Source organism: Paeniglutamicibacter sp. ORCA_105, from assembly GCF_045798545.1.
Classification (GTDB): Bacteria; Actinomycetota; Actinomycetes; order Actinomycetales; family Micrococcaceae; genus Paeniglutamicibacter; species Paeniglutamicibacter sulfureus.
On the sequence record NZ_JBIXLM010000004.1, the window covers coordinates 106245 to 129081 of the forward strand.

General features: G+C 66.2%; 22 protein-coding genes. 10 read left to right on the plus strand and 12 right to left on the minus strand.

From position 1 onward, the window contains the following. Positions 1-138 precede the first annotated feature (138 nt). The 6 genes from ACIPUB_RS03280 to ACIPUB_RS03305 all read left to right on the plus strand — a co-directional run bounded on the left by ACIPUB_RS03280 (position 139) and on the right by ACIPUB_RS03305 (position 4927). The gene (locus ACIPUB_RS03280; RefSeq protein ID WP_407606041.1) at positions 139-1536 is read left to right on the plus strand and encodes a rhodanese-like domain-containing protein; all 1398 of its coding nucleotides are present in this window, start codon (positions 139-141) and stop codon (positions 1534-1536) included. A 105-nt stretch (positions 1537-1641) separates the two neighbouring features. Continuing rightward, complete coding sequence (locus ACIPUB_RS03285) at positions 1642-2226, plus strand: rhodanese-like domain-containing protein (protein WP_407606042.1); 585 nt, start codon at positions 1642-1644, stop codon at positions 2224-2226. A 117-nt stretch (positions 2227-2343) separates the two neighbouring features. Then, on the plus strand, positions 2344-2640 hold the full coding sequence (locus ACIPUB_RS03290; protein ID WP_407606043.1) for a rhodanese-like domain-containing protein: 297 nt from the start codon (positions 2344-2346) through the stop codon (positions 2638-2640). Positions 2641-2702: 62 nt separating this feature from the next. Beyond that, complete coding sequence (locus tag ACIPUB_RS03295; RefSeq protein ID WP_407606044.1) at positions 2703-3596, plus strand: sulfite exporter TauE/SafE family protein; 894 nt, start codon at positions 2703-2705, stop codon at positions 3594-3596. Positions 3597-3759: 163 nt separating this feature from the next. Next, a complete protein-coding gene (locus tag ACIPUB_RS03300; protein ID WP_407606045.1) occupies positions 3760-4410 on the plus strand; it encodes a class I SAM-dependent methyltransferase in 651 nt (216 codons plus the stop codon). A 169-nt stretch (positions 4411-4579) separates the two neighbouring features. Further along, on the plus strand, positions 4580-4927 hold the full coding sequence (locus ACIPUB_RS03305; RefSeq protein WP_407606046.1) for a monooxygenase: 348 nt from the start codon (positions 4580-4582) through the stop codon (positions 4925-4927). Here ACIPUB_RS03305 and ACIPUB_RS03310 read toward each other — a convergent pair. From ACIPUB_RS03310 to ACIPUB_RS03325, 4 genes are all read right to left on the minus strand, one after another. Continuing rightward, positions 4924-6111: a siderophore-interacting protein gene (locus ACIPUB_RS03310; RefSeq protein ID WP_407606047.1), complete on the minus strand. Its 1188-nt coding sequence runs from the start codon at positions 6109-6111 to the stop codon at positions 4924-4926. The genes ACIPUB_RS03305 and ACIPUB_RS03310 overlap by 4 nt on opposite strands. 124 nt (positions 6112-6235) lie before the next feature. Beyond that, complete coding sequence (locus ACIPUB_RS03315) at positions 6236-7717, minus strand: carboxyl transferase domain-containing protein (RefSeq protein ID WP_407606103.1); 1482 nt, start codon at positions 7715-7717, stop codon at positions 6236-6238. Positions 7718-7743: 26 nt separating this feature from the next. Continuing rightward, on the minus strand, positions 7744-8976 hold the full coding sequence (locus ACIPUB_RS03320; RefSeq protein ID WP_407606048.1) for a CaiB/BaiF CoA transferase family protein: 1233 nt from the start codon (positions 8974-8976) through the stop codon (positions 7744-7746). A gap of 51 nt (positions 8977-9027) precedes the next feature. After that, positions 9028-10392, minus strand: coding sequence for an SLC13 family permease (locus ACIPUB_RS03325; protein WP_407606049.1), 1365 nt, complete (start codon positions 10390-10392; stop codon positions 9028-9030). A gap of 136 nt (positions 10393-10528) precedes the next feature. Here ACIPUB_RS03325 and ACIPUB_RS03330 point away from each other — a divergent pair, with 136 nt between their 5' ends. After that, positions 10529-11230, plus strand: coding sequence for a FadR/GntR family transcriptional regulator (locus ACIPUB_RS03330; RefSeq protein WP_407606104.1), 702 nt, complete (start codon positions 10529-10531; stop codon positions 11228-11230). Positions 11231-11251: 21 nt separating this feature from the next. Here ACIPUB_RS03330 and ACIPUB_RS03335 read toward each other — a convergent pair whose 3' ends face one another. Beyond that, positions 11252-12142, minus strand: a complete 891-nt coding sequence (locus tag ACIPUB_RS03335; protein ID WP_407606105.1) for a LysR family transcriptional regulator — start codon at positions 12140-12142, stop codon at positions 11252-11254. A 130-nt stretch (positions 12143-12272) separates the two neighbouring features. Here ACIPUB_RS03335 and ACIPUB_RS03340 point away from each other — a divergent pair, with 130 nt between their 5' ends. Together ACIPUB_RS03340 and ACIPUB_RS03345 are read left to right on the plus strand one after the other, a co-directional pair. Beyond that, a complete protein-coding gene (locus tag ACIPUB_RS03340; RefSeq protein WP_407606050.1) occupies positions 12273-13688 on the plus strand; it encodes a M20 family metallopeptidase in 1416 nt (471 codons plus the stop codon). 24 nt (positions 13689-13712) lie between these two features. Further along, positions 13713-15020, plus strand: coding sequence for an MFS transporter (locus ACIPUB_RS03345; RefSeq protein ID WP_407606051.1), 1308 nt, complete (start codon positions 13713-13715; stop codon positions 15018-15020). A 70-nt stretch (positions 15021-15090) separates the two neighbouring features. Here ACIPUB_RS03345 and ACIPUB_RS03350 read toward each other — a convergent pair whose 3' ends face one another. Next, positions 15091-15990 carry a LysR family transcriptional regulator gene (locus ACIPUB_RS03350; protein ID WP_407606052.1) on the minus strand — a complete coding sequence of 300 codons (900 nt, stop codon included), beginning with the start codon at positions 15988-15990 and terminating at the stop codon, positions 15091-15093. Between the two features lie 85 nt (positions 15991-16075). Between ACIPUB_RS03350 and ACIPUB_RS03355 the strand changes: the two genes are divergently transcribed. After that, the gene (locus tag ACIPUB_RS03355) at positions 16076-17002 is read left to right on the plus strand and encodes an EamA family transporter (protein WP_407606053.1); all 927 of its coding nucleotides are present in this window, start codon (positions 16076-16078) and stop codon (positions 17000-17002) included. 257 nt (positions 17003-17259) lie between these two features. On the opposite strand, the gene ACIPUB_RS03360 is transcribed toward ACIPUB_RS03355, so the two are convergent. From ACIPUB_RS03360 to ACIPUB_RS03385, 6 genes are all read right to left on the minus strand, one after another. Continuing rightward, positions 17260-17598, minus strand: a complete 339-nt coding sequence (locus tag ACIPUB_RS03360; protein WP_407606054.1) for a hypothetical protein — start codon at positions 17596-17598, stop codon at positions 17260-17262. Beyond that, positions 17595-18473, minus strand: a complete 879-nt coding sequence (locus ACIPUB_RS03365) for a 3-hydroxyacyl-CoA dehydrogenase family protein (RefSeq protein ID WP_407606055.1) — start codon at positions 18471-18473, stop codon at positions 17595-17597. The genes ACIPUB_RS03360 and ACIPUB_RS03365 overlap by 4 nt, the downstream gene beginning before the upstream one ends. Next, positions 18470-19657 (minus strand): thiolase family protein, encoded by a 1188-nt coding sequence (locus ACIPUB_RS03370; protein WP_407606056.1) that lies wholly within the window; start codon positions 19655-19657, stop codon positions 18470-18472. Before ACIPUB_RS03370 ends, ACIPUB_RS03365 begins: the two co-directional genes overlap by 4 nt. Before the next feature lie 66 nt (positions 19658-19723). Continuing rightward, the gene (locus tag ACIPUB_RS03375; protein ID WP_407606057.1) at positions 19724-20971 is read right to left on the minus strand and encodes an acyl-CoA dehydrogenase family protein; all 1248 of its coding nucleotides are present in this window, start codon (positions 20969-20971) and stop codon (positions 19724-19726) included. A gap of 52 nt (positions 20972-21023) precedes the next feature. Further along, the gene (locus ACIPUB_RS03380; protein ID WP_407606058.1) at positions 21024-21794 is read right to left on the minus strand and encodes an SDR family NAD(P)-dependent oxidoreductase; all 771 of its coding nucleotides are present in this window, start codon (positions 21792-21794) and stop codon (positions 21024-21026) included. Positions 21795-21821: 27 nt separating this feature from the next. Next, entirely contained in the window at positions 21822-22835 is a 1014-nt protein-coding gene (locus ACIPUB_RS03385; RefSeq protein ID WP_407606059.1) for an LLM class flavin-dependent oxidoreductase, read from the minus strand. Positions 22836-22837 lie beyond the last annotated feature (2 nt).

The window sequence follows — 22837 nt, forward strand, 5'->3', positions numbered from 1 at the left end:
GCCGCTTTTCTGCGCAGAGAGCATCCCAGGGTCTGGCCGATGGACCGTTTGACGGATACCCCCAGGGGTATTACTGTTTGTGATGGCGATATACCCCCGGGGGTATTGTTTTTGATTCACGCAACCAAAGGAGAGACCATGCTTCTCGAACGCATCTATGACGAGGACCTCGCGCAAGCCAGCTATCTCATCGGCTGCCAGGCAATGGGCGAAGCTGTCGTGATCGACGCACGCCGCGACATTCAGGTGTACCAGGACCTTGCCGCGAAGAACGGCATGAAGATCACGGCCGTCACGGAAACCCACATCCATGCCGACTACCTGTCGGGTACCCGTGAGCTGGCGGCCGCCACCGGCGCGGCGATCTACGTTTCCGGTGAGGGGGGCGATGACTGGCAGTACGGATTCGACGCCAACCGTCTCTTCGACCAGTCCACCATCACCCTGGGAAATATCACCCTCCGAGCGCTGCACACCCCGGGCCACACCCCGGAGCACCTCTCCTTCCTGATCACCGATGGCGCCTTCAGCGACGAACCGGGCTTCCTGCTCACGGGAGATTTCGTGTTCTCGGGTGACCTGGGCCGTCCCGATCTGTTCGACGAGGCAGTCGGCGGCACCGACACCCGCTTCGCCGGGGCGCACGACCTGTTTGTCTCGCTCAAGGAGAAGTTCCTGACCCTGCCCGACTATGTGCAGATTTACCCGGGCCACGGTGCAGGCAGTGCCTGCGGCAAGGCGCTGGGCGCCATTCCGTCCTCCACCGTCGGATATGAACGAAACTTCTCTTGGTGGGGCCCTTACCTCGCGGCAAACGATGAGGCCGGATTCATTGAGACCCTGCTCGACGGGCAGCCCGACGCCCACGCCTACTTTGGCCGGATGAAGCGCCAAAACCGACAGGGACCGGCCATCATGGGCGAACGCGCACCGCTGGTCGAGCTGTCCGGCTCCGATGTCGTTGAGGCATTGGCGGCCGACGAAATCGGCATAGTCGACACTCGTCACCACAGCGAGGTCCACAAGGGCACCGTGGTCGGGGCGCTGAACATCCCGGCCGGGAACAAGGCAGCCAGCTACGGCGGTTGGGCCATGGACCCGGAAACCGACCAGCGCCCGCTGGTGTTGTTGGCACCCGGCAGCGAAACGGCCACCGAAATGTGGGACCAACTCGTCCGCGTGGGCATCGACAACGTCGCCGGCTATGTGACCTCGTTCGAGGGGCTTCCGAGCTACACCCCCGAAACGTTGGCCCCCGCCCAATTGGCGCGGTTCGACGCGGCGATGGTGCTCGACGTGCGCAACAGGTCCGAGCACTCCGCCGGGCACATCCCCGGCTCCGAACAGCTCAACGCCGGCCGCGTGCTGTGGCACACCGACCTGCTGCCGTCCGACGGCGTGATCGTGAGCTACTGCCAGTCCGGCGTCCGCAATTCCGTGGCAGCCTCCGCCCTGCGCCGCGCCGGACACCGGGTAGTCGAACTCGAGGGCAGTTACGCCGGATGGAACGCCTGGAAGCAGGCGCAGGACGCCTAGGCGTCCCGCCCCCGACCACCCAATCCACATACCTTCGGTCCCGCGTCACCCCGTGCGGATGACGGACCGGCCGGGCACGCCGCCCGGCAGAAAGGCCCCCAAGCCATGAACACGATTCCCCAGACCGCCAGTCCCTCAGAGCTCAAGGAATGGATCGCCTCCGGCACCGACGTCGTCGTGCTCGACGTGCGTTCCGCAGCCGAATTCGAGACCCTGCACATCAAAGGCTCCTACAACATTCCCCTCCCGCTGCTGGCCGAACACGCCGAGGAACTCGCCGGCAAGCTCGACACCCAGGTGGTGCTGGTCTGCCAGTCCGGCGTGCGCGCCGCAGAGGCCCGCGCAAACCTCGCGGCGGTCGGCTTCGGCAACGCACATGTCCTGGCCGGCGGCGTCCCCTCCTACCAGCAGGCCGGCGGCGAGATAGTCGAAGGCTCCAAGCGCTGGGCCCTGGAACGCCAGGTGCGCATGGCCGCCGGCTCCCTCGTGGTCGCCGGGCTGGCCGGGGGCAAGTTCCTCTCCCCGCAGCTGCGCACCGTCGCCGGCGTCATCGGCGCCGGACTGACCTTCTCCGCGGCCACCAACACCTGCGCCATGGGCAAGGCCCTGGCCATGATGCCCTGGAACAAGACCGGGAACGAACCGACCCGCGAATCGGTCATGGCCCAATTGGCGACCAAGACGTCCTAGACACTGCCGGTCGGTCCGCCGCCGACCGGTTCCCTCCCGGTTTCCGGGCCCGGATGCCATTCGTCCGGGCCGGCAAATCGTCCACACCGCTCGAACTCGCCCCCGAAGGAACACGCCATGTCCGAAATCACCATCACCGACACCGACCAACGACGTGCTGCGGACCAGCTCCTGGATGTCCGCGAAGACTTCGAACTCACCGAGGGCATGATCCCCGGTGCCATCCACATCCCCATGGGCGAGCTGAACGCGCGACTGGGTGCACTCGACCGGGCACTACCCGTCATCGTCGTTTGCCGCAGCGGCAACCGCAGCGCCCGCGTCGCCGATGCCCTCACCGGTGCAGGCTACGCCGCGGACACCATGGCCGGAGGCATGATCGCCTGGCAGCGCGCTGGCCTGCCGGTCGCGTAGCACCACACCCCCTTCGAGAACCCCCGCCTGCCCCCGCTCCGCTTCCAGAGAAGGCCACCCCCATGACCCTTACCCTCGCACTCACCCTCCTGCTCTCGGTGCTGGTCGGACTCTCGCTCGGCCTGCTCGGCGGGGGCGGGTCCATCCTCACCGTCCCGATCCTCACCTACGTCGCGGGCATGAGCGCCAAGGAGGCCATCGCCGCCTCGCTGTTCGTCGTCGGCGCGACCTCGGCAGTCAGCGCCATAACCCACGCCCGCAGGAAACGCGTGCAGTGGCGCACCGGCCTGGTCTTCGGGGCCGCCGGCATGGCCGGGGCCTTCGGCGGCGGCCTGCTCGGCGGCCACATCCCCGGAACCATCCTCATGATCGCGTTCGCGCTGATGATGGTGGCCACCTCCCTGGCCATGATCCGCGGGCGCAAGAAGCAGTCGGCCGCCGGCCAAGACGGCGAGCTCCCCGTGCCCAAGGTCATCCTCGAGGGCCTGGTCGTGGGGCTGGTCACCGGCCTGGTCGGTGCCGGCGGCGGCTTCCTCGTCGTGCCCGCGCTCGCCCTGCTCGGCGGACTGTCCATGCCGGTGGCCGTCGGCACCTCGCTGATCGTCATCGCCATGAAGTCCTTCGCAGGACTCGGCGGATACCTCACCACGGTTTCCTTGGATTGGGCGCTGGTCGGCGGGGTCACCACGGCCGCGATCCTCGGGTCATTCATTGGTGCCCGGCTCGCCGGACGCATCCCCGAATCATCGTTGCGCAAGGGCTTCGGCTTCTTCGTGCTTGGCATGGGCGTCTTCGTGCTCTTTCAGGAACTGCCGGCACCGGCGAACCTCATCCTCGTCGTCACCGCCGCCGCCCTCGCCGCGGCCGCGACCCTCTGCTGGTTCGCCGTCCCCGCGTGCCCGCTGCGTCGACGGATTGCATCCCCTGCAAAGCCCGAAGGCGCCGAAACACGATGAGTCCAAGGCAGCGCGACCGCCGTCGATCTCGGCAAGGGCCGGCGGAGCAATGCGCGTAGGTTCGAACAACGTTTGCCCGGGGATATCATGGCGCCATGCGACCGCCGACATCCCCGTGGTGGGCAGCAAGCACGATGTGCACCACTGATGAACGAGCTGGCTGATGACTGGAACAACAGGACCGCTTGACGCGACGGCGTGGGACCGCAGGTATGCCGACCCGGCCGGAGTGTGGGGCGCCGCACCGAATGTCTGGGTGGTGCAGGAACTTGGCGCGCTGGCGCCGGGCAGGGCCATGGACCTGGCCGCGGGAGAGGGACGCCACGCGTTGTGGCTGGCCGACCGGGGCTGGAAGGTGAAGGCCGTTGATTTCTCTTCCACGGGCCTGGAGGTGGGACGCAACGTGGCGACTGCACAGGCTCTGGGCGAGAACATCGAGTGGATCGTGCAGGACGCAACCGCCATCACACCCGAGCCCGGAAGCGCGGACTTGGTGCTCGTTGCCTATCTGCAGCTGCCGGCAACGCAGCTCCAGGCAGCGGTGACCGCCGCGGTCGGGGCTCTGGCCCCGGGTGGCCGTTTCCTGTTTGTCAGCCACGATGCCTCCAACCTCGAGCATGGGACTGGAGGTCCGCAGGATCCCGCAGTGCTGCAGACCCCGGCCCAGGTGGCCGGCTGGGTGCGCGCTGCGGGAATGTCCATCTTGTCCGCTGAAACCAGAACCAGGGCCGTGGCCGGCAAACTTCGCCCGGCCCTGGACTGCGTCGTCGTTGCCCAGGCTTCACCGGGCGACAATGAACGAAACCGTGCGTAGCGTCAATAGTTGACGCACCGCACCGCAGGGCCTCTTTTTGCGTGTGGCACGCCCCCGATAGTGTGGGGCTTGTCCCTGATGCCTGTGACAATCGTCCGCCCTGCCGGACTTCGGAACTCATTCAACTGCGGCACATCGTGCTCGCCACCATGGAAAGTGAAGCCAAACAATGACTACTACAAATAACGACGCCCTCCGGTCGGAAGAGAGCCTGTGGATGGTTCAGGTCGACTTCCCCACGGACGGGCCCTTTGGAGATGAGATGGCCAAAGGCTATGCCGAGTTGGCCCACAGCATCGCACAGGAACCCGGCCTGATCTGGAAGCTGTGGACCGAGAACAGCGAGACGGGCGAGGCCGGGGGAGTCTACCTGTTCACCGCGGAGGAAGACGCCCGGGCGTACCTGAAGATGCACAGCGCCAGGCTGACAGGATGGGGGATTACCGGTATCCGCGGGAAGGTCTTCCAGGTGAACCGTTTTCTGTCGCAGATCACCCGGGGCCTTCCGTCCGCCTAATCGACCGTCCCGCCGGTCTGTTGTTTGGACTCGGTGTGGGGACCGTCGGTGGCCAGCACTGGCCACATGCGCCCGGGGCGGCGCGCGGTCCAGTAGCTGGAAACGTGGATGTTGCGCTGCTCGATGTCCCAGTGCGAGGCCAGCTTGCGGATGTCGCGCACCGCGTCGCGCCCGCCCAGCGCCAGAACCTCGACGCGTCCATGCGGAGCCGGAATGTCCCGAAGCGCGTCGGCCAACAGGTTGCTGACGGCCGCGGGTTCGCCGTTGCGGTGGAGCCAGGTGAGTTCCATGTGCAGGGGTAGGTCGAACTCCTGTTCGTCCTCCGGGCCCTCCACATCGAGGAAGACCCTCCCCGATGCCGTGCGCGGCAGCATTTCCAGCGCCGCGGCGATGGCCGGGATCCCCGCGTCGTCTGCCGCGTAGAGGTGCTGCTCGGCCTTCGGATCGGGACGGAACTTGCCCTTGGACTTGGAGAGCACCAGCTGGTCGCCGGGCTGCGCGGCCGCTGCCCAGGCGGCGGCCGGACCGGCGGGCTCGTGGATGAAGAATTCGATGGCCAGTTCCCGGGCCACCGGGTCGTGGCGGCGGATCGTGTAGGAACGGGAAACCGGGAAGTCCTCGCGCCGCAGCGTCTTGCGCAGCGAACGCATGTCGTAGGGCGGGAGCAGCCCGAGGGCCGGGTTCGCGAAGTAGAGCTTGACGTACTGGTCGGCCGCGCCGTTGGACTCGAAGTCGTCGAAACCTTCCCCGCCGGCGACGATGCGCACCATGCTGCGGCTGGGCCTTTCCACACGCAGGACTTCCATCACGATCTGCGAACCGCTGATCCGCCGCCTGGGGACCGGCATGGGTTCATGGATCGGGCCCGGCGCGAACGGCGACCCGGTGGATTGGTGCAGGTCAGCCGGAACGGCGATCCGGTGCCCGGCCTTCCGGATTGCCTTGGTGGCGGCCGCGTATGCGGCCTTGCCGCCTGCCTTCTCCGCGTCCCGCAGCACCGATTCACGCAACGCCTTGGAGAGCTTGGTTCCGCCATGCCGGGAGGCCCGCTTCAACTTCTTCTTCGCGGCCTTTCGCCCGGCCCTGCGGCCGGCTTCCACGGCGACCTCGAGTATCCGAGCGTGCCCCGCGGCAAGGGGGTGGGGCACCTCCCCGGTATAGCGGCGCTTCTTGTGATGCGACATGGCTTGGCTCCTCCGGGCGGATGGGGGCGCGGGCGTCGCCCCTTACCTCGAGTCTGGCCTGAATATGGGCCGGACACAAGCAGGTGCCCAGCCCCCGATGGGACCGGGTGCCGCGGTGCGTCCGTCAGGCGCCCAGCGTCCGGAACTTTGCCCGGCGCCGGGCCAGTCGCTCGTTCTCCGGGATCGCACGGGCATTGGCCAGCTCCAGCTCGATGGCCTGGCCCATCCGGGTGCAGAATTCCCGCGGTTCAAGGGATGCATCCGGCCATTCCTCGACGACATGGTCGACGAGGCCGATGCGCGTAAGCGAGGCCACCTCGACGCCCTGTTCGGCGGCGACCTCCGGGGCATGCTCCGCGGTGCGGTGGATGATGGCGCTGGCTCCTTCCGGTGGCAGCGGGGAGAGCCACGAATGCTGGGCGGCAATGATCCGGTCCGCGGGCAGCAGCGCCAGTGCCCCGCCGCCGGTTCCCTGGCCCAGCAGCACCGACACGGACGGCGCCTTCAGGCCGATGAGCTCGTTGAGCGACCGCGCTATTTCCCCGGCGAGGCCGCCTTCCTCCGCCTCCTTGGACAGCGCCGCCCCGGCGGTGTCGATGATGGTCAGCAGCGGTAGTTGGAGTTCCTCGGCCAGCTGCATGCCGCGGCGGGCCTCCCGCAGCGAGGCGGGGCCCATCGCGGGGGTGTCTTTGTGCCGCGGGCGCTGGTGGCCCAGCACCACGCATGACTGTTGCCCGAACCTGGCCAGGGCCAGGCTCAGCCCCGGGTCCTTTTCTCCCTGGCCGGTGCCGTTCAGCGGCAGCGCATCGACCGCCCCGGCGGCCAGCAACATGCGCAGGTCCGGGCGCCGGGGGTTGCGGCTGATCAGGATGGATTCCCAGGCGCTCGCATCACTCGGGGCTCCGGAACGTACCTCCGGCACGATGGCCGGGTCCGGCCCCTGGGTGGGCGTGAGGATCCGCAGGGCGCGGTCAACGATCGCCGGCAGTTCCTCCGGCGTCACCACCGCGTCGATGAGCCCCTTGCGGTAGAGGTTCTCCGCCACCTGGACGCCGGGTGGGAACGCGGTGCCGTTGAGGGTCTCGAACACCCGCGGGCCCAGGAACCCGAGCAGCGCGCCGGGCTCGGCCACCGTCATGTGCCCGAGGGACCCCCAGGAGGCCATGACCCCGCCGGTGGTGGGGTGGCGCAGGTAGACCAGGTAGGGCAGCCCGCTTTCCTTGTGCCGGCGCACCGCATCGGTGATGGCGACCATCCCGAGGAAGGCCAGGGTTCCCTCCTGCATGCGGGTGCCGCCGGAGGCCGGGCCCGCCAGCAGCGGCAGCCCCTCGGCGGTGGCGCGTTCGATGGCCGAGGTGATGCGCTCTGTGGCGGCTTGGCCGATGGAGCCGGCGAGGAACCGGAATTCAGAGACGATGACCGCCACCCTGCGGCCGCGGATCAGGCCCTCGCCGGTGAGCACCGATTCATCGACGCCGCTCTTGGCCTCGGCGGCGGCAATGTCCGCCGCGTATTTCTCGGCGATGACCGGGCGCCGGACCGGGGCGTCCCAGGAGTTGAACGATCCCGCATCCAGGACGGTGTCGATCAGTACGGTTGCCGTCATGCGCTTCGCCTTCAGTTCGGTTGCAGTCACGGCCGTGCCTCCGTTCCCTCGTCCAACCAGGTGTGGATGGAGGAGGCGTCGGCGTCCAGCACCGGGGGAGCGGTGTGTGCCGTCCGGGTGGTCTCGACCTCGGTGGCGGGGTCGAAGAATCGAAGGGGCGGGCCGGGCAGGGTGATCTTCCCCAACACCGAGTGTTCCACATCCACCATCAGGCCCTGCGAGGCGACCTGGTCCCACGCGTAGACCTCGTCCAGGGTGCGGACCTTGCCGGCAGGGATGCCTGCGGCATCCAGTTTCGCCAGGAGGTCCGCCGGCTTGTGGTGCGCGAAGGCCGCCTCAATCTCGGTCAGCAGCAGTGCGTGGTGCTTGACCCGCTCGGCATTGGTGGTGAATTCCGGGCGCGTGCCGTCGAGCCCGAAGGCCTCGGCGAAGGCCAGCCACAGCTTTTGGCTGCCCACGCTGATCTGGACCTTCCCGTCCTTGCAGTTGAACAGCCCGTAGGGGGCAATCGAGGGGTGGTGGTTGCCCTGGGCTTGGGGCACCTGGCCCGCCACGGTGGACCTGGTGCCCTGGAAGGCATGTACGCCGACGATGGCGGCCAGAAGGGACGTGCGGACGACCTGGCCCTTCCCGGTTTTCTCGCGTTCCAGGAGGGCGGCAAGGGCGCCATAGGCCCCATACATTCCCGACAGCAGGTCGGCGATGGGAACCCCCACCCGCTGCGGGTCATCCGGCCCGGACCCGGTCAGGGACATCAGGCCTGCCTCGCCTTGCAGGATCTGGTCGTATCCGCTGCGGTGGGATTCGGGTCCGTCGTGGCCGAAGCCGGTAATCGAGAGGATCACCAATCGGGGGTTGAGTTCATGCAGTGCCTCGATGCCGAATCCCAGGCGTTCCAGGACGCCGGTGCGGAAGTTTTCCATCAGCACGTCGGAGCGCTCGATGAGCCGGGAGAGCGTTTCCTTGCCCTCGGCGCTCTTGAGGTCCAGCGCGATTGACTCCTTGTTGCGGTTGCAGGACAGGAAGTAGGTGGCCTGCGGGTTGTCCTCGGGTCCCACGAACGGAGGGCCCCAGCTTCGGGTGTCGTCCCCGGCGTCGGGGGTTTCGACCTTGATGACCCGGGCGCCGAGGTCGCCCATCATCATGCCCGCGTGCGGGCCGGCCAGTGCGCGGGTCAAATCCAATACGGTGTATCCGCTCAGTGGGCCGGTGGCCGTGGCGGGGATGGCGGGCAGCGCCTCGTACGCGGTGGTGCTCACGAAGACTCCTTGTGACTGGTGGTGAATGGGGAAAGAGGTAGGGGGCGGTGCCTAGAGCCAGCCGGGCAGGACCAGGGTGGCCCAGGCCAGCAGCGGCCCGACCGCGACGACGATGCCGCCGTAGCCAAGGATCTGCTTGTAGAAACGGTCCTTGTCGGTGCCCTCGGGGGCGTTGGCCAGCACGAGGGCGCCGTTGGTGGAGAACGGGGAGACGTCCACGATGGTGGAGGCGATCGCCAGGGCGCAGACCACGCCCACGGCGCTGACCGCGCCGGAATCCAGGAACGGGACCGCGAGCGGGATGAGTGCGGCAAGAATGGCGGTGGACGAGGCGAACGCGGAGACGACCGCTCCGATGTAGCAGATCATGAGGGCGGCGAGCAGCGGCATGCCCATGTTGGCGACGCCGTCAGAGACGTACTCGATGGTTCCGGCTTCCTCGAGCACCCCGACGAAGGTGAGCATTCCGCAGATCAGCAGCACGGTGGACCAGCTGATCTTGTTGACCGCGCCCTTCTGCGCCTTGGGGTTCACCAGCGCGAGGATCACGGCGATGGTGATGGATACGAAGCCGACGTCGACCTTGAAGCCCAGGGCGATGACCGCCAGTGCGATCAGGCCCAGGATCGTCATGACCTGGGGGAAGCGCTCCTGGGAGGACTTGGTGGCCGAGGCGCCGTCGCCGGCCGGGTCGCGGGGGCCATAGGTCCCGCTTCCCGAGCCCTTGAAGTCCACGTCCGCGGTCCGGGCGCCGACGGATACCTGCATGCAGGCCTCGGCAACGCGTTCGACCAGCTGCCCGGCGCGGGATCCGGCGAGCTTGCTTCCGCCCAGGACGGTGAAGAGCACCAGCGCAATGACGAGGTTGAAGATGAAGCTGGAGAGGAAGAGTGCTGTCGGGCTGAAGGCAAACCCTGTTTCGGCGATGAGTCCGTTGACGATGACGCCGTACACGGCGATGGGGGAGAACCCTCCGGCCTGCGCCCCATGGACGATGAGCATGCCCATCATCAGAGGGTTGATCTTGTACTTGGCGGCAAAGCTCAGGCCAATGGGCGCCATGATGGCCACGGCCGCCGGGCCGAGTGCGCCCACCGCGGTGATGGCGGCGGTGATGATGAACATGACCCACGGGATCAGCGCGATGCGGTTGTCGACAAGTTTCACCGCCTTGTTGATCAGCAGGTCGATGGTGCCGTTGTTTTGGGCTATGGCAAAGAGATAGGTGACTCCCACAAGGGTGAGGAACAATCCACCGGGGAAGCTCGCCAGGATGTCCTTGGAATCCATCCCCAGGAAGACCGCGCCCAGCAGGAACGCGCCAACGAACGCCAGCGCACCCATGTTGATCGGGAGCACCGTGGCAATCAGGAACATCACCGCCAGGACGATGATGGAAATAACGGCGGGGGACATATGCGCTTCCTTTGTTCGAAACCGATGCTTGTGAGTCGGGTCACGATGACACTGGACTAGCCTCCTAGACAGTAGGTGTCTTTGTCAATGGGTGTCCGGTGTAGATTGGACCTACTACTTGAATGCTGGGAGGTCTATCGTGGCTCGGGAAAAGCCTGCATCGCTGGGCAAGGTTGCGCGTCCGCGGCTCTATGAGCAATTGATGAAGCAGATTCTTGGCTACATCGAATCCGAGCAACTGGGACCGGGAGACCACCTGCCGGCCGAGCGCGATCTCGCCGAGCAACTGGGCGTCTCGCGCGCGACCCTTGCCCAAGCGCTGGTTGCCCTGGAGGTCCTGGGCGTCATCGACGTGCAGCACGGGACCGGCGCGGTGCTGGTTTACCGGCCCAGCATCGCAACTGTCCTGCGCGACCTGCGGGAACACCAAAACAGGCTTCCCGAAATCGTGGAGGCCCGCAGCACCCTCGAGGTGAAGCTCGCGGCACTGGCTGCCGAACGGCGCACCGACGAGGATCTCGAGCGGATCTACGAGGCCCTGGAGGTGATGGCGGGCGAGATCGCCAAGGGTGGCCGTGGTGAACGCGGCGACGAGCTCTTCCACGAGGCGGTGACCACGGCGGCGCATTCGCGCGTCCTGGCCCAGCTCATGACCTTCATCGCGGAAATGGTGCTCGAGACCCGGCTGGAGTCCCTCGGGCAGCCCGGCCGCCCGGAGCGTTCGCTTGAATCGCACCAGGTGATCGCGCGGGCCATCAGGAATGGCGACGCGGGGGCCGCGGCCGCGGCCATGCAGGCCCACATCGACCTGGTCTCCGACGTCGCGCTCCTGAAATAGGGGTGGCGCGGCCCGGGGCCCCTACGCCTCGCGCAGGACCTCGGTCATCTTCTGGATGAATGCCGCGGCCAGGGCCGATTGCCGGCGCCTGGGCATGGTGAGGATCTGTGCCCGGCGCTCGCCGAGCGCCGGGTGGTCCACGGGGATGAAGTGCAGTCCGTCGGTGAGACCCTCCCTCCTGGCAAAATGGCTCAACAGCGTTGCCCCGACGCCCGAGCGGGCGAACTCCATGGCCGGATTGATGTGGTCGGTGATCATCGCGATGCGCGGACTCAACCCCTCCATCTGGGCGGCGATGTCGAACAGCTCCCGCTGGCTGATGCCCTTGGCCGGAAGCGACAGCGGGTAGTGGCAGAGCTCGGCCAGGGAGACCTTGTCGTGCGCGGCCAGGGGATGCCCGGAAGCGACCACCGCATAGGCGGGTGCCGGGCAGGAGAACTCCACGGTGACGTCGCGCTGCGGGCCCAGGGCGAAAATCATGGCCACATCCGCGCTGCCGTCGACAATGCGGCGCGTGGCCTCCGGGGACGGGAGCACCGTGAGCTGGATCGAGACGTCCGGGTGTTCCCTGCAGAATCCGGCGATGGCCGCCGGGACCCGGTAGGCGGCCAGGCCCTCCGAGCTGACGATTTCCAGCATCCTTTGCTTGCCGGCGGCCTGTTCGCGCAATTCGCCGAGCAGTTCCTCGGCCTCCGCCTCGCTGCGCCGGGTGTGGGCAAGCAACAGCACTCCGGCATCAGTCAGCTGCATGCCGCGCGGATGGCGGCGGAACAGCTCGACGCCGGTGGAGCGTTCAAGCTGGGTGATTTGCCGACTGATGGCCGAGGCCGAGACATGCTGCGCTTCTGCAGCATCGGTGATCGAGCCGGTGCGGGCCACTTCATGGAAGTACACCAGGGACGTGGGCAACATCTGCACGATTGAATTCTCATCTCATCCGGTTTGACTTCAAGTCAACGGGGTTGCGAAAAAAGCTACTGGTGGATGCGGGTTGCACCTCTTAGTGTGATTCACGATACAACAACCAAAAGGATGTTCAGTCGTGAACAATCGCAACGAACTTATGAAGAAAGCGGCATCATTCATCGATGACGGCGGATTCTTCACGGAGCTGGCCGCATTGGTCGGGCACCGCACCGTCAGCACCAATTCCGCCAACCGCCTTGAATTGAATTCATACCTTAGCGACAAAATCGCCCCCAGACTCGAGAAGCTGGGCTTCGAGATCCGGATCCACCCGGAGTGGAACGGCGGGGCCAACAGCTTCCTGATCGGACGCCGGATCGAGAACCCGGAACTTCCGACCATGCTCTGCTACGGCCACGCCGACGTCGTCGACGGCCATGAGGGCCAATGGGATCGGAACCGGGACCCGTTCACGCTCAGCGCGGACGGCGAACGCTGGTACGGGCGCGGCTCGGCGGACAACAAGGGACAGCACCTGGTCAACCTCAAGGCCCTGGAATTCCTGCTCGAAGAGCACGGGAGCCTAGGGTTCAACGCGGTGTTCCTCTTCGAATCCGGAGAGGAAATCGGATCCCCGGACCTGGCAGAATTCGCCGCCGCCCATCGCCAGGAGCTTGCCGCCGACGTCTTCATCGCCTCGGACGGACCCCGGCTCTCGGCCCAGGCCCCGACGATCTTCCTCGGCGCCCGCGGTGGAGTCACCTTCGAACTCGCCGCCGACCTGCGCACGGAGAGCTACCACTCCGGAAACTGGGGTGGACTGATCCGCAATCCCGCCACTACCCTCGCCGCCGCCATTGGCGTGCTGGTTGACGGACACGGCAGGATCAAGCTCCCGGCGCTGCTTCCGTCCTCCTTGCCCGCCGCTGTGCGCAATGCGCTGGACGGCATCCAGGTTGCCACGGGTCCGAACGACCCGAAGGTGGATGCGGGCTGGGGGGATCCGGAATTGACCCCGGCCGAACGCGTCTACGGGTGGAACACCCTCGAGGTGCTGGCCATGGGGGCGGCGGATCCGCAGAACCCCGTCAACGCCATCCCCGGCACCGCGCGTGCCGTCATGCAATTGCGCTTCGTTGTCGGCACCGAGGTGCAGGACCTCGAGGGCCAGGTCCAGAGCGCACTCAACGAAGCGGGCTTCCCGATGGTCAAGGCAAAGGTGCGCACCAGCTTCCCGGCAAGCCGGATCGAACCCGATGACCCGTGGGTTTCCTGGGCGTCCGAATCCCTGCGCGAAAGCACCGGTCTGCCAACGACCATCCTGCCCAACATCGGCGGTTCGCTGCCCAACGCCGTCTTCGAATCGACCCTTGGCCTGCCAACCCTCTGGATCCCGCATTCGTATCCCGGATGCCTCCAGCATGCCCCGAACGAACACATGCTCGAACCGATCGCCCGACAGGGACTGCAGCTCATGGGCGGCCTCTTCCACGACCTGGGGGTCCGCGGCAACAGCCCGTTCGCGCCCAGTGTCCTGTCCACCCACGCCTGACACCGCCTCCCGAGGGGAACTCCCATGAACCGCAGTCAGAACCAGATCGACGCAACCCCGCAAGCACCGGGCGCCCCGGCGCCCCGTAAGCAATCCATGGCCCGCGGCATCGCCGCCGCCACGATCGGCAATGCCCTCGAGTGGTACGACATGTCGATCTATGCCCTGCTGGCGATCTATATCGGCCACAACTTCTTCCCCTCGGACAACCCGGCCGTCGAGGTGATCCAGGCCTTCGCGGTCTTCGGCGTCTCCTACCTGATCCGCCCGCTGGGCGGATTGATCCTTGGCTCATACGCCGACCGGAACGGCATGAAGAAGGGCCTGATGCTCACCATCCGGTTGATGGTGCTCGGGACGGCGGTGATCGCCTTCATGCCCGGCTACGACGCCATCGGGATCCTGGCCCCGATCGGCCTGATCCTGGGCCGGCTCATCCAGGGCTTCTCGGCCGGCGGCGAGTTCGGGGCAGCCACCTCGTACCTCATTGCGCAAGGCGAGGGAAGACGCGGTTTCCTGGGCAGCTTCCAATTCGCCAGCCAGGGCTTGGGCGCCCTCATGGCCGCCATCACCGTGGTCATACTGACGTCGATGTTCAGCGAGACCGAGATGAACGCCTGGGCCTGGCGGATCCCCTTCATCATCGGGCTGCTGGTGGGCCCGGCCGGCTGGATGATCCGCCGCTACGTGGACGAGGCCCCGCTGGCCGAGGTGGCGCCGGAGGAAAAGCACGCACCGGTTCGCGACGTCTTCGTCTCGCAGAAGGCAAGCGTCCTCATGGCAGGCGGTGCCTTGGCGATATCCACGGCGCTGAACTTCGTCATCCAGTACATGCCGACCTTCGGCATCAAGCAATTGGGGATCAGCCCGTCGATTTCCTTCACCTCGCTGATCCTGACCGGTGTCATCCTCACGTTCCTCACCCCGCTGGTCGGTCACCTTTCCGACAGGTTCGGACGCATCCGGATCATGGTCCCGGCCGCCATCGCGATCGCGGTGCTGACCATCCCGCTGTTCATGTGGCTCATTGCCGGCCGGACCTTCCTGGTGCTGGCGCTGGTCATGATCGTCCTGGGCCTGCTGAAGTCCGTCTACTTCGGGGCCTTGCCCTCCGTCATGGCGGATGTCTTCCCGGCCAAGACCCGCGCGACGGGGCTGTCCTTCAGCTACAACGCGGCGGTGGCGGTGTTCGGTGGTTTCACGCCCATGATCTGCGCCTACCTGATCGAGGTCACCGGCCAGCCGATGGCACCGAGCTACTACCTGGCGGTGCTCGCCGGTGTCAGCATCGTCGCGCTGGTCTCCGCCGTGAAGTTCCGCGCGGTGCGCTAGCCGGACCTGGCTTCGCAACCGACGGCAGGGCCCCACATGTGGGGCCCTGCCTTGGCGTATGCCGGTCCGGTCAGCCGTTGCCCAGCCGCTGCAGCACCAGGGCCAGGGCAGGCCAGGCGCTGCGACCCCGGCGCGTCCGGGCATAGGCGCGCAGGCGCAGGTCGGGATTGCGCAGCGGCAGGATCGTGATCCCCGCCCGCGGCGGGCGGTCCTCCGGAAGCAGCCCCACCCCGAGCCCGGCGAGGATCAAGTCCTCGACCAAATCCAGGCTGTCGGATTGGTGGCGCAGGGCAGGAACAAACCCGGCCATCGAGGAGACGAGCCGCAGCACCGTCTCGTCGGCGATGTTGCGCGAGTTCCCGATCCAGTCGTGCTCCCGGAAGCCGGAGAAGACCGCCGCTGCGTCCGGCATAGGTCCGACCGCGGTGAACCGTCGCGCCTCGGCGCTCGGCACGCCCAGGCCCCACGCGGTGCTCCACAGCTCGATGGTTTCAATGTCGGGCCCCACCTCGTCCGGGGCAAGGTTGTAGTCGTAGGTCAGGGCCAGGTCGAGGTCGTCGGCGGCCAGCAGCTTCAGCGCCTCCGCCGGTTCGTGTTCGAGCACGGCGATCCGCACCCGGGGATGCTGCACTGCCAGTTCCCCGATGATCGGCATCAGCGTCCTGCGGATAGCGGTGGCGAACCCCGCCACCTTCAGCGTTCCCGAGGGCTCGGCCCCCGAGTCGAGGTCGAGCCGGGCGGCATCGACCGCGGCGAGGATGGTCTGGGCATGCTCGGCCAGCCGGCGTCCGGCCGGAGTGAGCCGCACCCCGCGCCCGTCGGGCTCCAGCAGCCGGGCGCCGGTTTCCCGCGAGAGCTGGGCTATCTGCTGGGAGACGGTCGAGGTCGTGGTGCCCAGGATGTCCGCCACCCCGCGCATCGACCCCATGCGGGAGAGCTCGTACAGGTACTGCAGGCGCCGGGTTTCCATATGAACTATTGTGCAGGATTGGCGAACGATATGTTGATGATTCTCTCGTGGACATGGACGGCGCATCTCCGGTCTACTGGGAACCATGAGTCAAGCACCAGCCCCCGCCACCCGTTCCGCCTCCGTCGGATCGATGATGGCGTTTGCCGCGATGGGCTGCGTCCAGCTGGGCCTGGCCGCATCGATCGGGCTGGCCGGCTCCCTGGGATCCGAGGGCGTCGCCTGGCTGCGCCTAGCTTGGGCAGCTGTCATCCTGGTGGTCATCGCTCGTCCCTGGCGCCTGGCATTCAGTCGCGCCACGCTGGGGATCTGCGGATTGCTGGGCTTGGCCACCGCGGGCATGACGCTGGCGTTCATGAAGGCAGTGGAAACGATCCCGCTGGGCACCGCGAGCGCTCTGGAATTCATGGGCCCGCTGGGAGTTGCCATCATCCAGGGCCGGGGCGCCGGGCGATGGTGGGCGCTGGTTGCCGCGGCCGGGGTGCTAGGGCTGACCGAACCCTGGCACGGTGCCGCGGACCTCACCGGCGTTCTCTTCGCCCTGGCGGGCGCCGCCTGCTGGGCCGTCTACGTCCTGCTCACCCAGCGCGCCGGGGACGCCGTCGACGGCATCGGCGCGCTGGCCATCTCGATGCCGGTCGCGGCCCTGGCCGCGACGCTCGTGGTGGGCCCCGGCGTGATCGGGCGCATGGACGTGCAGGTGCTGGCGATCGGGTTCGCGCTGGCGCTGCTGCTGCCGGTGATCCCGTTCAGCCTCGAACTGCTGGCGTTGCGCCGGCTGACCACCGCGGCGTTCGGCACGCTGATGTGCCTGGAACCGGCCATCGCCATGGTGGTGGGGTTCCTGATCCTGCACCAGGTCCCGCGCCCCGCCGCGATCCTCGGCATCGTGCTGGTCATCATCGCGGGCGTCGGTGCCACGCGCACCGGCCGCCGCGACCCCGCGAAGTCAGAGAGTTCCGTGGATCGGCCGGCATCATCCATCGCGGGGACAGTGGATTCCCACCGGTAGATGACAGTCGTTCCGTGTCGCGAAGCAGACACCGATTTTTAGAAGTCTCCATCGCCCAAGAAAAGAGATTCCGTGATGTGATGGAGTGTGTCCCCAATACGGACTCCATCCACCGCAGAGGCTTGTGTGCAGATGGTGTAAAAGTGAGGGACGAGCGTGCGGCGGAAAGCCCGTACAAGGGCCCCGTATTGACTGCTAAAGGAACATCCGACGGCCACATAGAGCCGGCGTGGCGATCCAAGGAAGCTGTTTTGTCGTTAGCGTCTGCAGCTGACCCAGACTTGGTAGTCTTCGTCCTTATGCACTAGCATCCTGCCGAGGTTCCCTTCCTGCGCCAGCCAAATGGCCGCACCATCCCAGGTGATGTCCTCGACAATTCCTCGTCGTATGGGAACTTCTTGGCGGCGGATTTGTACGGGCATCCCCAGCAGGGTGCGCCAGTCATCGACCAGTCGAACAGTATCTTTATCCGCGTATGGATTCCAAGAAGCTCCACCAAGCAGGGGCGTTGCCCTGTGATCTTCCGATCGCTTAATCGTGCTGGCAATCTCTCCTACAACACCAGATGATGTTTCATCGACTTGTTCCTTTCTCATACCCCCGCTCCATTCATCCGTTTGGGTGGCAAGATGCCCTGCCCAGACTTTGCTCCGAGATGCCCTGCCTCGACAAGCCGCCGCAAATTACTTGGCACAACCAGTGCCGGGTCGCGGGACTCCGCGTACATGGCGTCGGCGGCCGCGCACACCACATCCAAGCCAATGAAGTCCGACAGCTCCAGCGGCCCCATCGGATGGCCGGCCCCGAGCCGCATACTCGCATCGATACTTTCAGCATCCGCATAGCCACTGTCGAGCATGCGTGCCGCGGCAAGCAGGAGCGGTATGAGCAGGGCATTAACCAAGAATCCGGGACGGTCCCCGATGACGATCGGGCTCTTGCCCAATATGGACTCCACAAAGTGTCGCGCCGCCGTCACACTCGAATCATTGCTGTGAACGGTTCGCACAACTTCCACCAGCGGCATGCGTGCCACCGGGTTGAAAAAGTGCAGTCCCACGAATCGGGAGGGGTTCCTCAATGCCTTGGCCAGCGAGGTGATCGGGATAGACGAGGTGTTGCTGGCGATGACGGCAGAGTGAGACACCTGGTCCTCAATCGATGCCAATACGGCCAGTTTGATTTCGAGGATTTCAGGAACAGCCTCGATGACCAGTTGGCAGCTAGCCAGGGCGGCGGGGGTTTCCACCGGATCAAGGCGTGCCAACAAATCGGAAACTTCCTGGGCGGAAAGGTGCCCTCTATCCACCGAGCGATTCATACTGCTCTCGATGCGCTTCCGGGCTTCGCTTAAGGCGTTCGGGGACGAATCGTGAAGGACAACCCGGGCGCCTGCCCGCAGAACACTCTCTGCGATGCCACGCCCCATTGTTCCCGAGCCGACGACCCCTACGGCTGTCAGGGCGCTCAATTGGCATCCCACCTACGGAAGAGTGCGGCGATGGCCTGCCCGCCCCCAATGCAGAGCGTTGCGATGCCGTATTCAAGCTCGCGCCGCTGCAGGTCCTTGGCCACCCGAAGCGCCAGGATCGCCCCGGTGGCACCGACAGGGTGGCCCAGGGCGATGGCCCCGCCATACGGATTCGTGGTTTCCGGGTCGAGACCCGCGTCGCGGATGACGGCCACCGCCTGGGCAGCAAATGCCTCATTCAGTTCGACTGTGCCGATGTCGCTGGGATTCAGACCCGTCTCTGCGAACAGTTTTTTTAGGGCAAGCGTCGGGGCATAGCCCATAAGGGCTGGGTCGATACCGGCAACTGCGACATGTTCGAGTGTGGCGAGTGCGCTCAGTCCACGATTGCGCAGGGTGGTTTCACGCATCATCACCAGTGCGGCGGCTCCGTCGTTGATGCCTGACGCGTTTCCGGCGGTGACTGATCCCTCACGTCGGAAGGCAGGACGCAGGCTACTCAGGCTCGCCAGCGTTGTGTCGGGACGAGGATGCTCGTCGTCGGTGATGGTCGCAGGGTTCCTGCCCAGTACCTTTACCGGCACAATTTCCTCGGTGAAAGCCATCCGCGCGGCGTTGGTGGCCGCTCGTCGCTGGCTTTCCAGCGCGAACTCGTCCTGCTCGACACGACTGACGCCGTACTTATCGGCGACGTTCTCGGCGGTGATGCCCATGTGCTCGTTGCTGAAGGGGTCCGTCAGCATTGCGAGGGTCCCGTCGACATGGGTGCGGTCGCCCAGGCGGCCATTGGAACGGGAGTCGAAGTCAAGGAAAGGCATGCGGGACATCGACTCGTTGCCCCCGGCGATGACGATGTCAGTTGAGCCCCAGCGCAACTGCTGCGCTCCCGACCACACCGCCTGCAGCCCGCTTCCGCAGAGCCGGTTTATGGTCATCGCGGTGGCGGACGGCGATACACCTGAGGCAAGTGCAACTCTCCGCGCGTTGTAGGCATCGGGCCCGACCTGGCCGACGCAGCCCATAACGACTTCGTCCACGTCCTGCGCGTCGACCCCGGCGCGCTCCAGAGCCGCAGTGGCCGCGATGGCCCCCAGCTCGTGGGCCTGCAGGGACATCAATGCCCCGCCGTACCTGCCCACCGGTGTCCTGGCACCATCAGCAATGACAATCTTTTCCTGCGACATAGTGCCTCATTTCTCTTCTGTCCGCCGTCGTGGCGGGAATTGGTCTGGGGGTGTGATTCGTGATGCTCAGCCGGCGACTTCGCGGCCGAGGAGCTGACGGGCAATGATCCACTTCTGGATCTCGTTGGCGCCTTCGTAGATTTCGGTGACCTTGCTGTCGCGATAGAGCGCCTCGACAGGACTCGTCGTTCCATCGGCGCCGAGCTCCTGGGTGAACCCGAGCCCGCCGAAGAGCTGCACCGCGTCACGGGCGATCTCGACGGCCAGCGACGTCCCGGCGACCTTGGCCATAGCGGCTTCGGGTTCGGGAACGGTGACGCCCTGGTCCATCCTCAGGGCGGCCTTGATATACAACGACCGGGCCGCCTCGAGTTCGATGGCCCGGTCCGCCATGAGGAATTGCCAGTGCTGGAAGCGGCCGAGTTTTTCCCCGAACGCCTCGCGCGTGCAAAGCCGGTCGGTCATGTGGTCGAAGGCCGCCTGGGCCATCCCCACCCCGGCAGCGGCAATGGCGATTCGCCCGTAGGTGAGCATCGACAAAGCGAGCTTTAGCCCCGCTCCCTCCACTCCCAGAAGCGCGCTGTCAGGCAGATCCACGTCATGGAGGAGCACATCGGCGGTCAATTGCCCCTTGTTGCCGAGCTTCCGGTCCGCGCGGCCCACGCTGACCCCCGGCGCAGCGGCAGGCACGATAAACATCGAGAGGCGCTCCCCGGTGCGTGCCAAGACGAGGATGACGTCCGCGACAGGAGCGTTCGTGATCCACCGCTTATGGCCCTGAAGCCGCCAACCGGTGGCGGTGCGCGTCCCTACGGTCTGCACGGACTGCGGACTCAGGTTGCTTGACGAGCCCGGTTCGCTGGTCGCGAAGGCGCCGATAATTTCCCCCCGGATCAGCGGTCCCAGCCATTGTCGCCGCTGTTCGGCCGAGCCCTGGTTCAATGCGGTCCCGGCCAACACGCAGTGGACGTCGTAGATCGCCGCCACCGAGTTGGAGTGGTAGGCCAACTCTTCGATGGCCGCGACGGTGGACGAGGCGGGTCGTTCCAATCCCAGCCCTCCCATATCGGCGGGAAACGCGATGCGGAAGAGGTCTTCGCGAGCCATTGCGTCGAAGACATCGGCGGGAAAGCCGTCTTCCACCTCGTCTCCCGTCGCGATCCGACTGGCGGCGGGGGCCACGACGGCATCGGCAAAACGGCGCACTCGTTCACGAACCGCTAGGGTTTCGGCGTTGGAAAGCAGGTCGTGGTAGATCCGGTCGGCCTGCCGGGCGGGTTTGTGCAGGGTATTTGCCGTACTCGTGGTGGTCATGGGATCCTCCTGGTGCTCGTGGGGCGGGGTGATTGGCGGTTGCACAGCGGCGTTAGCTGCTGGTGTAGCCGGCATCGGCGTGAAGGGTGCTTCCAGTGATATAGGACGACAGCTCCGAGGCGAGCCAAAGTGACGCCTGGGCGACTTCGTCGGCCGTGCCAAACCGGTTTAACAGACTCAGTTTCGGCGCTACGTCTGCCTCCGCCTGACCGCGTCGGGCCAGCGACGCTGCCAGCATGGGAGTATCGATGGCGCCGGGGGCGACGCAATTGACGCGGATGTTCCGCGGGCCGTTCTCCATGGCCGCTACCTTGGTCAGTCCGACAACGCCGTGCTTGGCGGCTACATACGCCGCCGCATTGGGCTGCGGTCGGAAGCCGCGGATCGAGGAGACGTTGATGATGGATCCGCCGCCCCCCTGCTCGATGAGTTGGCGCAGCTCGTACTTCAGCGACAGCGCGACGCCCTTGAGATTGACCCCCATCAACCGATCCCAATAGTCCTCGTCGAATTCGGACAGCGGGGCGACATCCGGGGTGATGGCCGCGTTGTTCACTGCCACGTCCAGTCGGCCATAGGTCGCGACGACTTGATCTACCATCGTTTTCACCTGTTCCGACTGGGACACGTCGACCTTGACGTAGCAGGCGGCGCCCCCAGCCGCTTCGATATCGGCGACGGTCCTCTCGCCTGCTTCCTCATTGAAGTCGGCCACGGCCACGCGGGCCCCGGCGCCGGCGAAGAGCTTGGCCGTCGCCGCCCCCATGCCCATGCCGGCGCCTGTCACCAAGGCGACCTTGTCCTGCAGTATCGGATACGTCATTGTGTGCTCGATTCAGGGGGCTGCCGGCTAGCGGAAGGATGGGAGGACTTCGTTCTTGAACATCTCGAGGGTGCGAAGGACCTGCTCCTGGCCCAACTCGTACCACTGCATGCGCAGCACGATGTAGGTCAGGCCTTGGGCCTCCAGCTCCTTGAGCGCGACTACGGCCGAGGCCGGGTCGGAGAACAGGTATGAGGCGTCGGCAGTCTGTTCCGCCGCCTGGTCCGAAGCCAAGTGTGAGTAGTTCCCTGTCTGGTCCGGTGCGTTGTACTTGGCGTACTCCCGGCTCAGCGCGTTGCGGGCGCCGAGCCCGATCGAGCGTGCCCGTTCGGCATCGGGGTCCAGCACCAGCTCGCGGCGGACCACGAATTCGGAGGCCGGGCCGAGGTCGAGGCGCTCACGTTCCGCCCGATAGTGTCCGAGGACGACTTCGAGCTTCTCGGGCGAGGTGTGCGGTGGAACGATCCAGGCGTCGCCGAGCCGGGCAGCCCGTTCCGCGCCCTTGCGGTGGGCTCCGGCCCCGATCCAGATCGGCGGCCCGCCGGGCTGGACCGGAGCGAGGCTGATCCGCTCGTCGTCGAGCTGGAAATGCCGGCCTGCGAAGCTGGTCCGTTCCCCGCTCCAGAGCTGGCGCACCAACTGGATGCCCTCCTCAAAGCGTCCGATGCGCTCCTCCATGGGCACACCGAAGGACTTGAACTCGTTTTCGCGGTAGCCCATCCCGAAACCGGCGATAGCATTGCCGTTGGTGAGGTGGTCCAGCGTAGAGAATTCCTCTGCCACCCCGACGGGGTGGCGCAGCGGCAGGATGTACATGTTGGTGCCCAGCTTCATGTTGCCGGCGTCTTGTGAAAGCGCCGAAAGCAGGTGCACTGGCTGCAGGGTGGGCATCCCGCCCAGATAGTGCTGCAGCACCCAGAGCGAGTCGATGTCGGCGTCGCGCGCGGCGCGGACCTGTTCGCGCAGCATCGAGATGCGGCTTGCAGGCACCACGTCCTGCGGAAAATCGTTCATCAGGGCCAGCCCGAATTTCAGTGCCATGT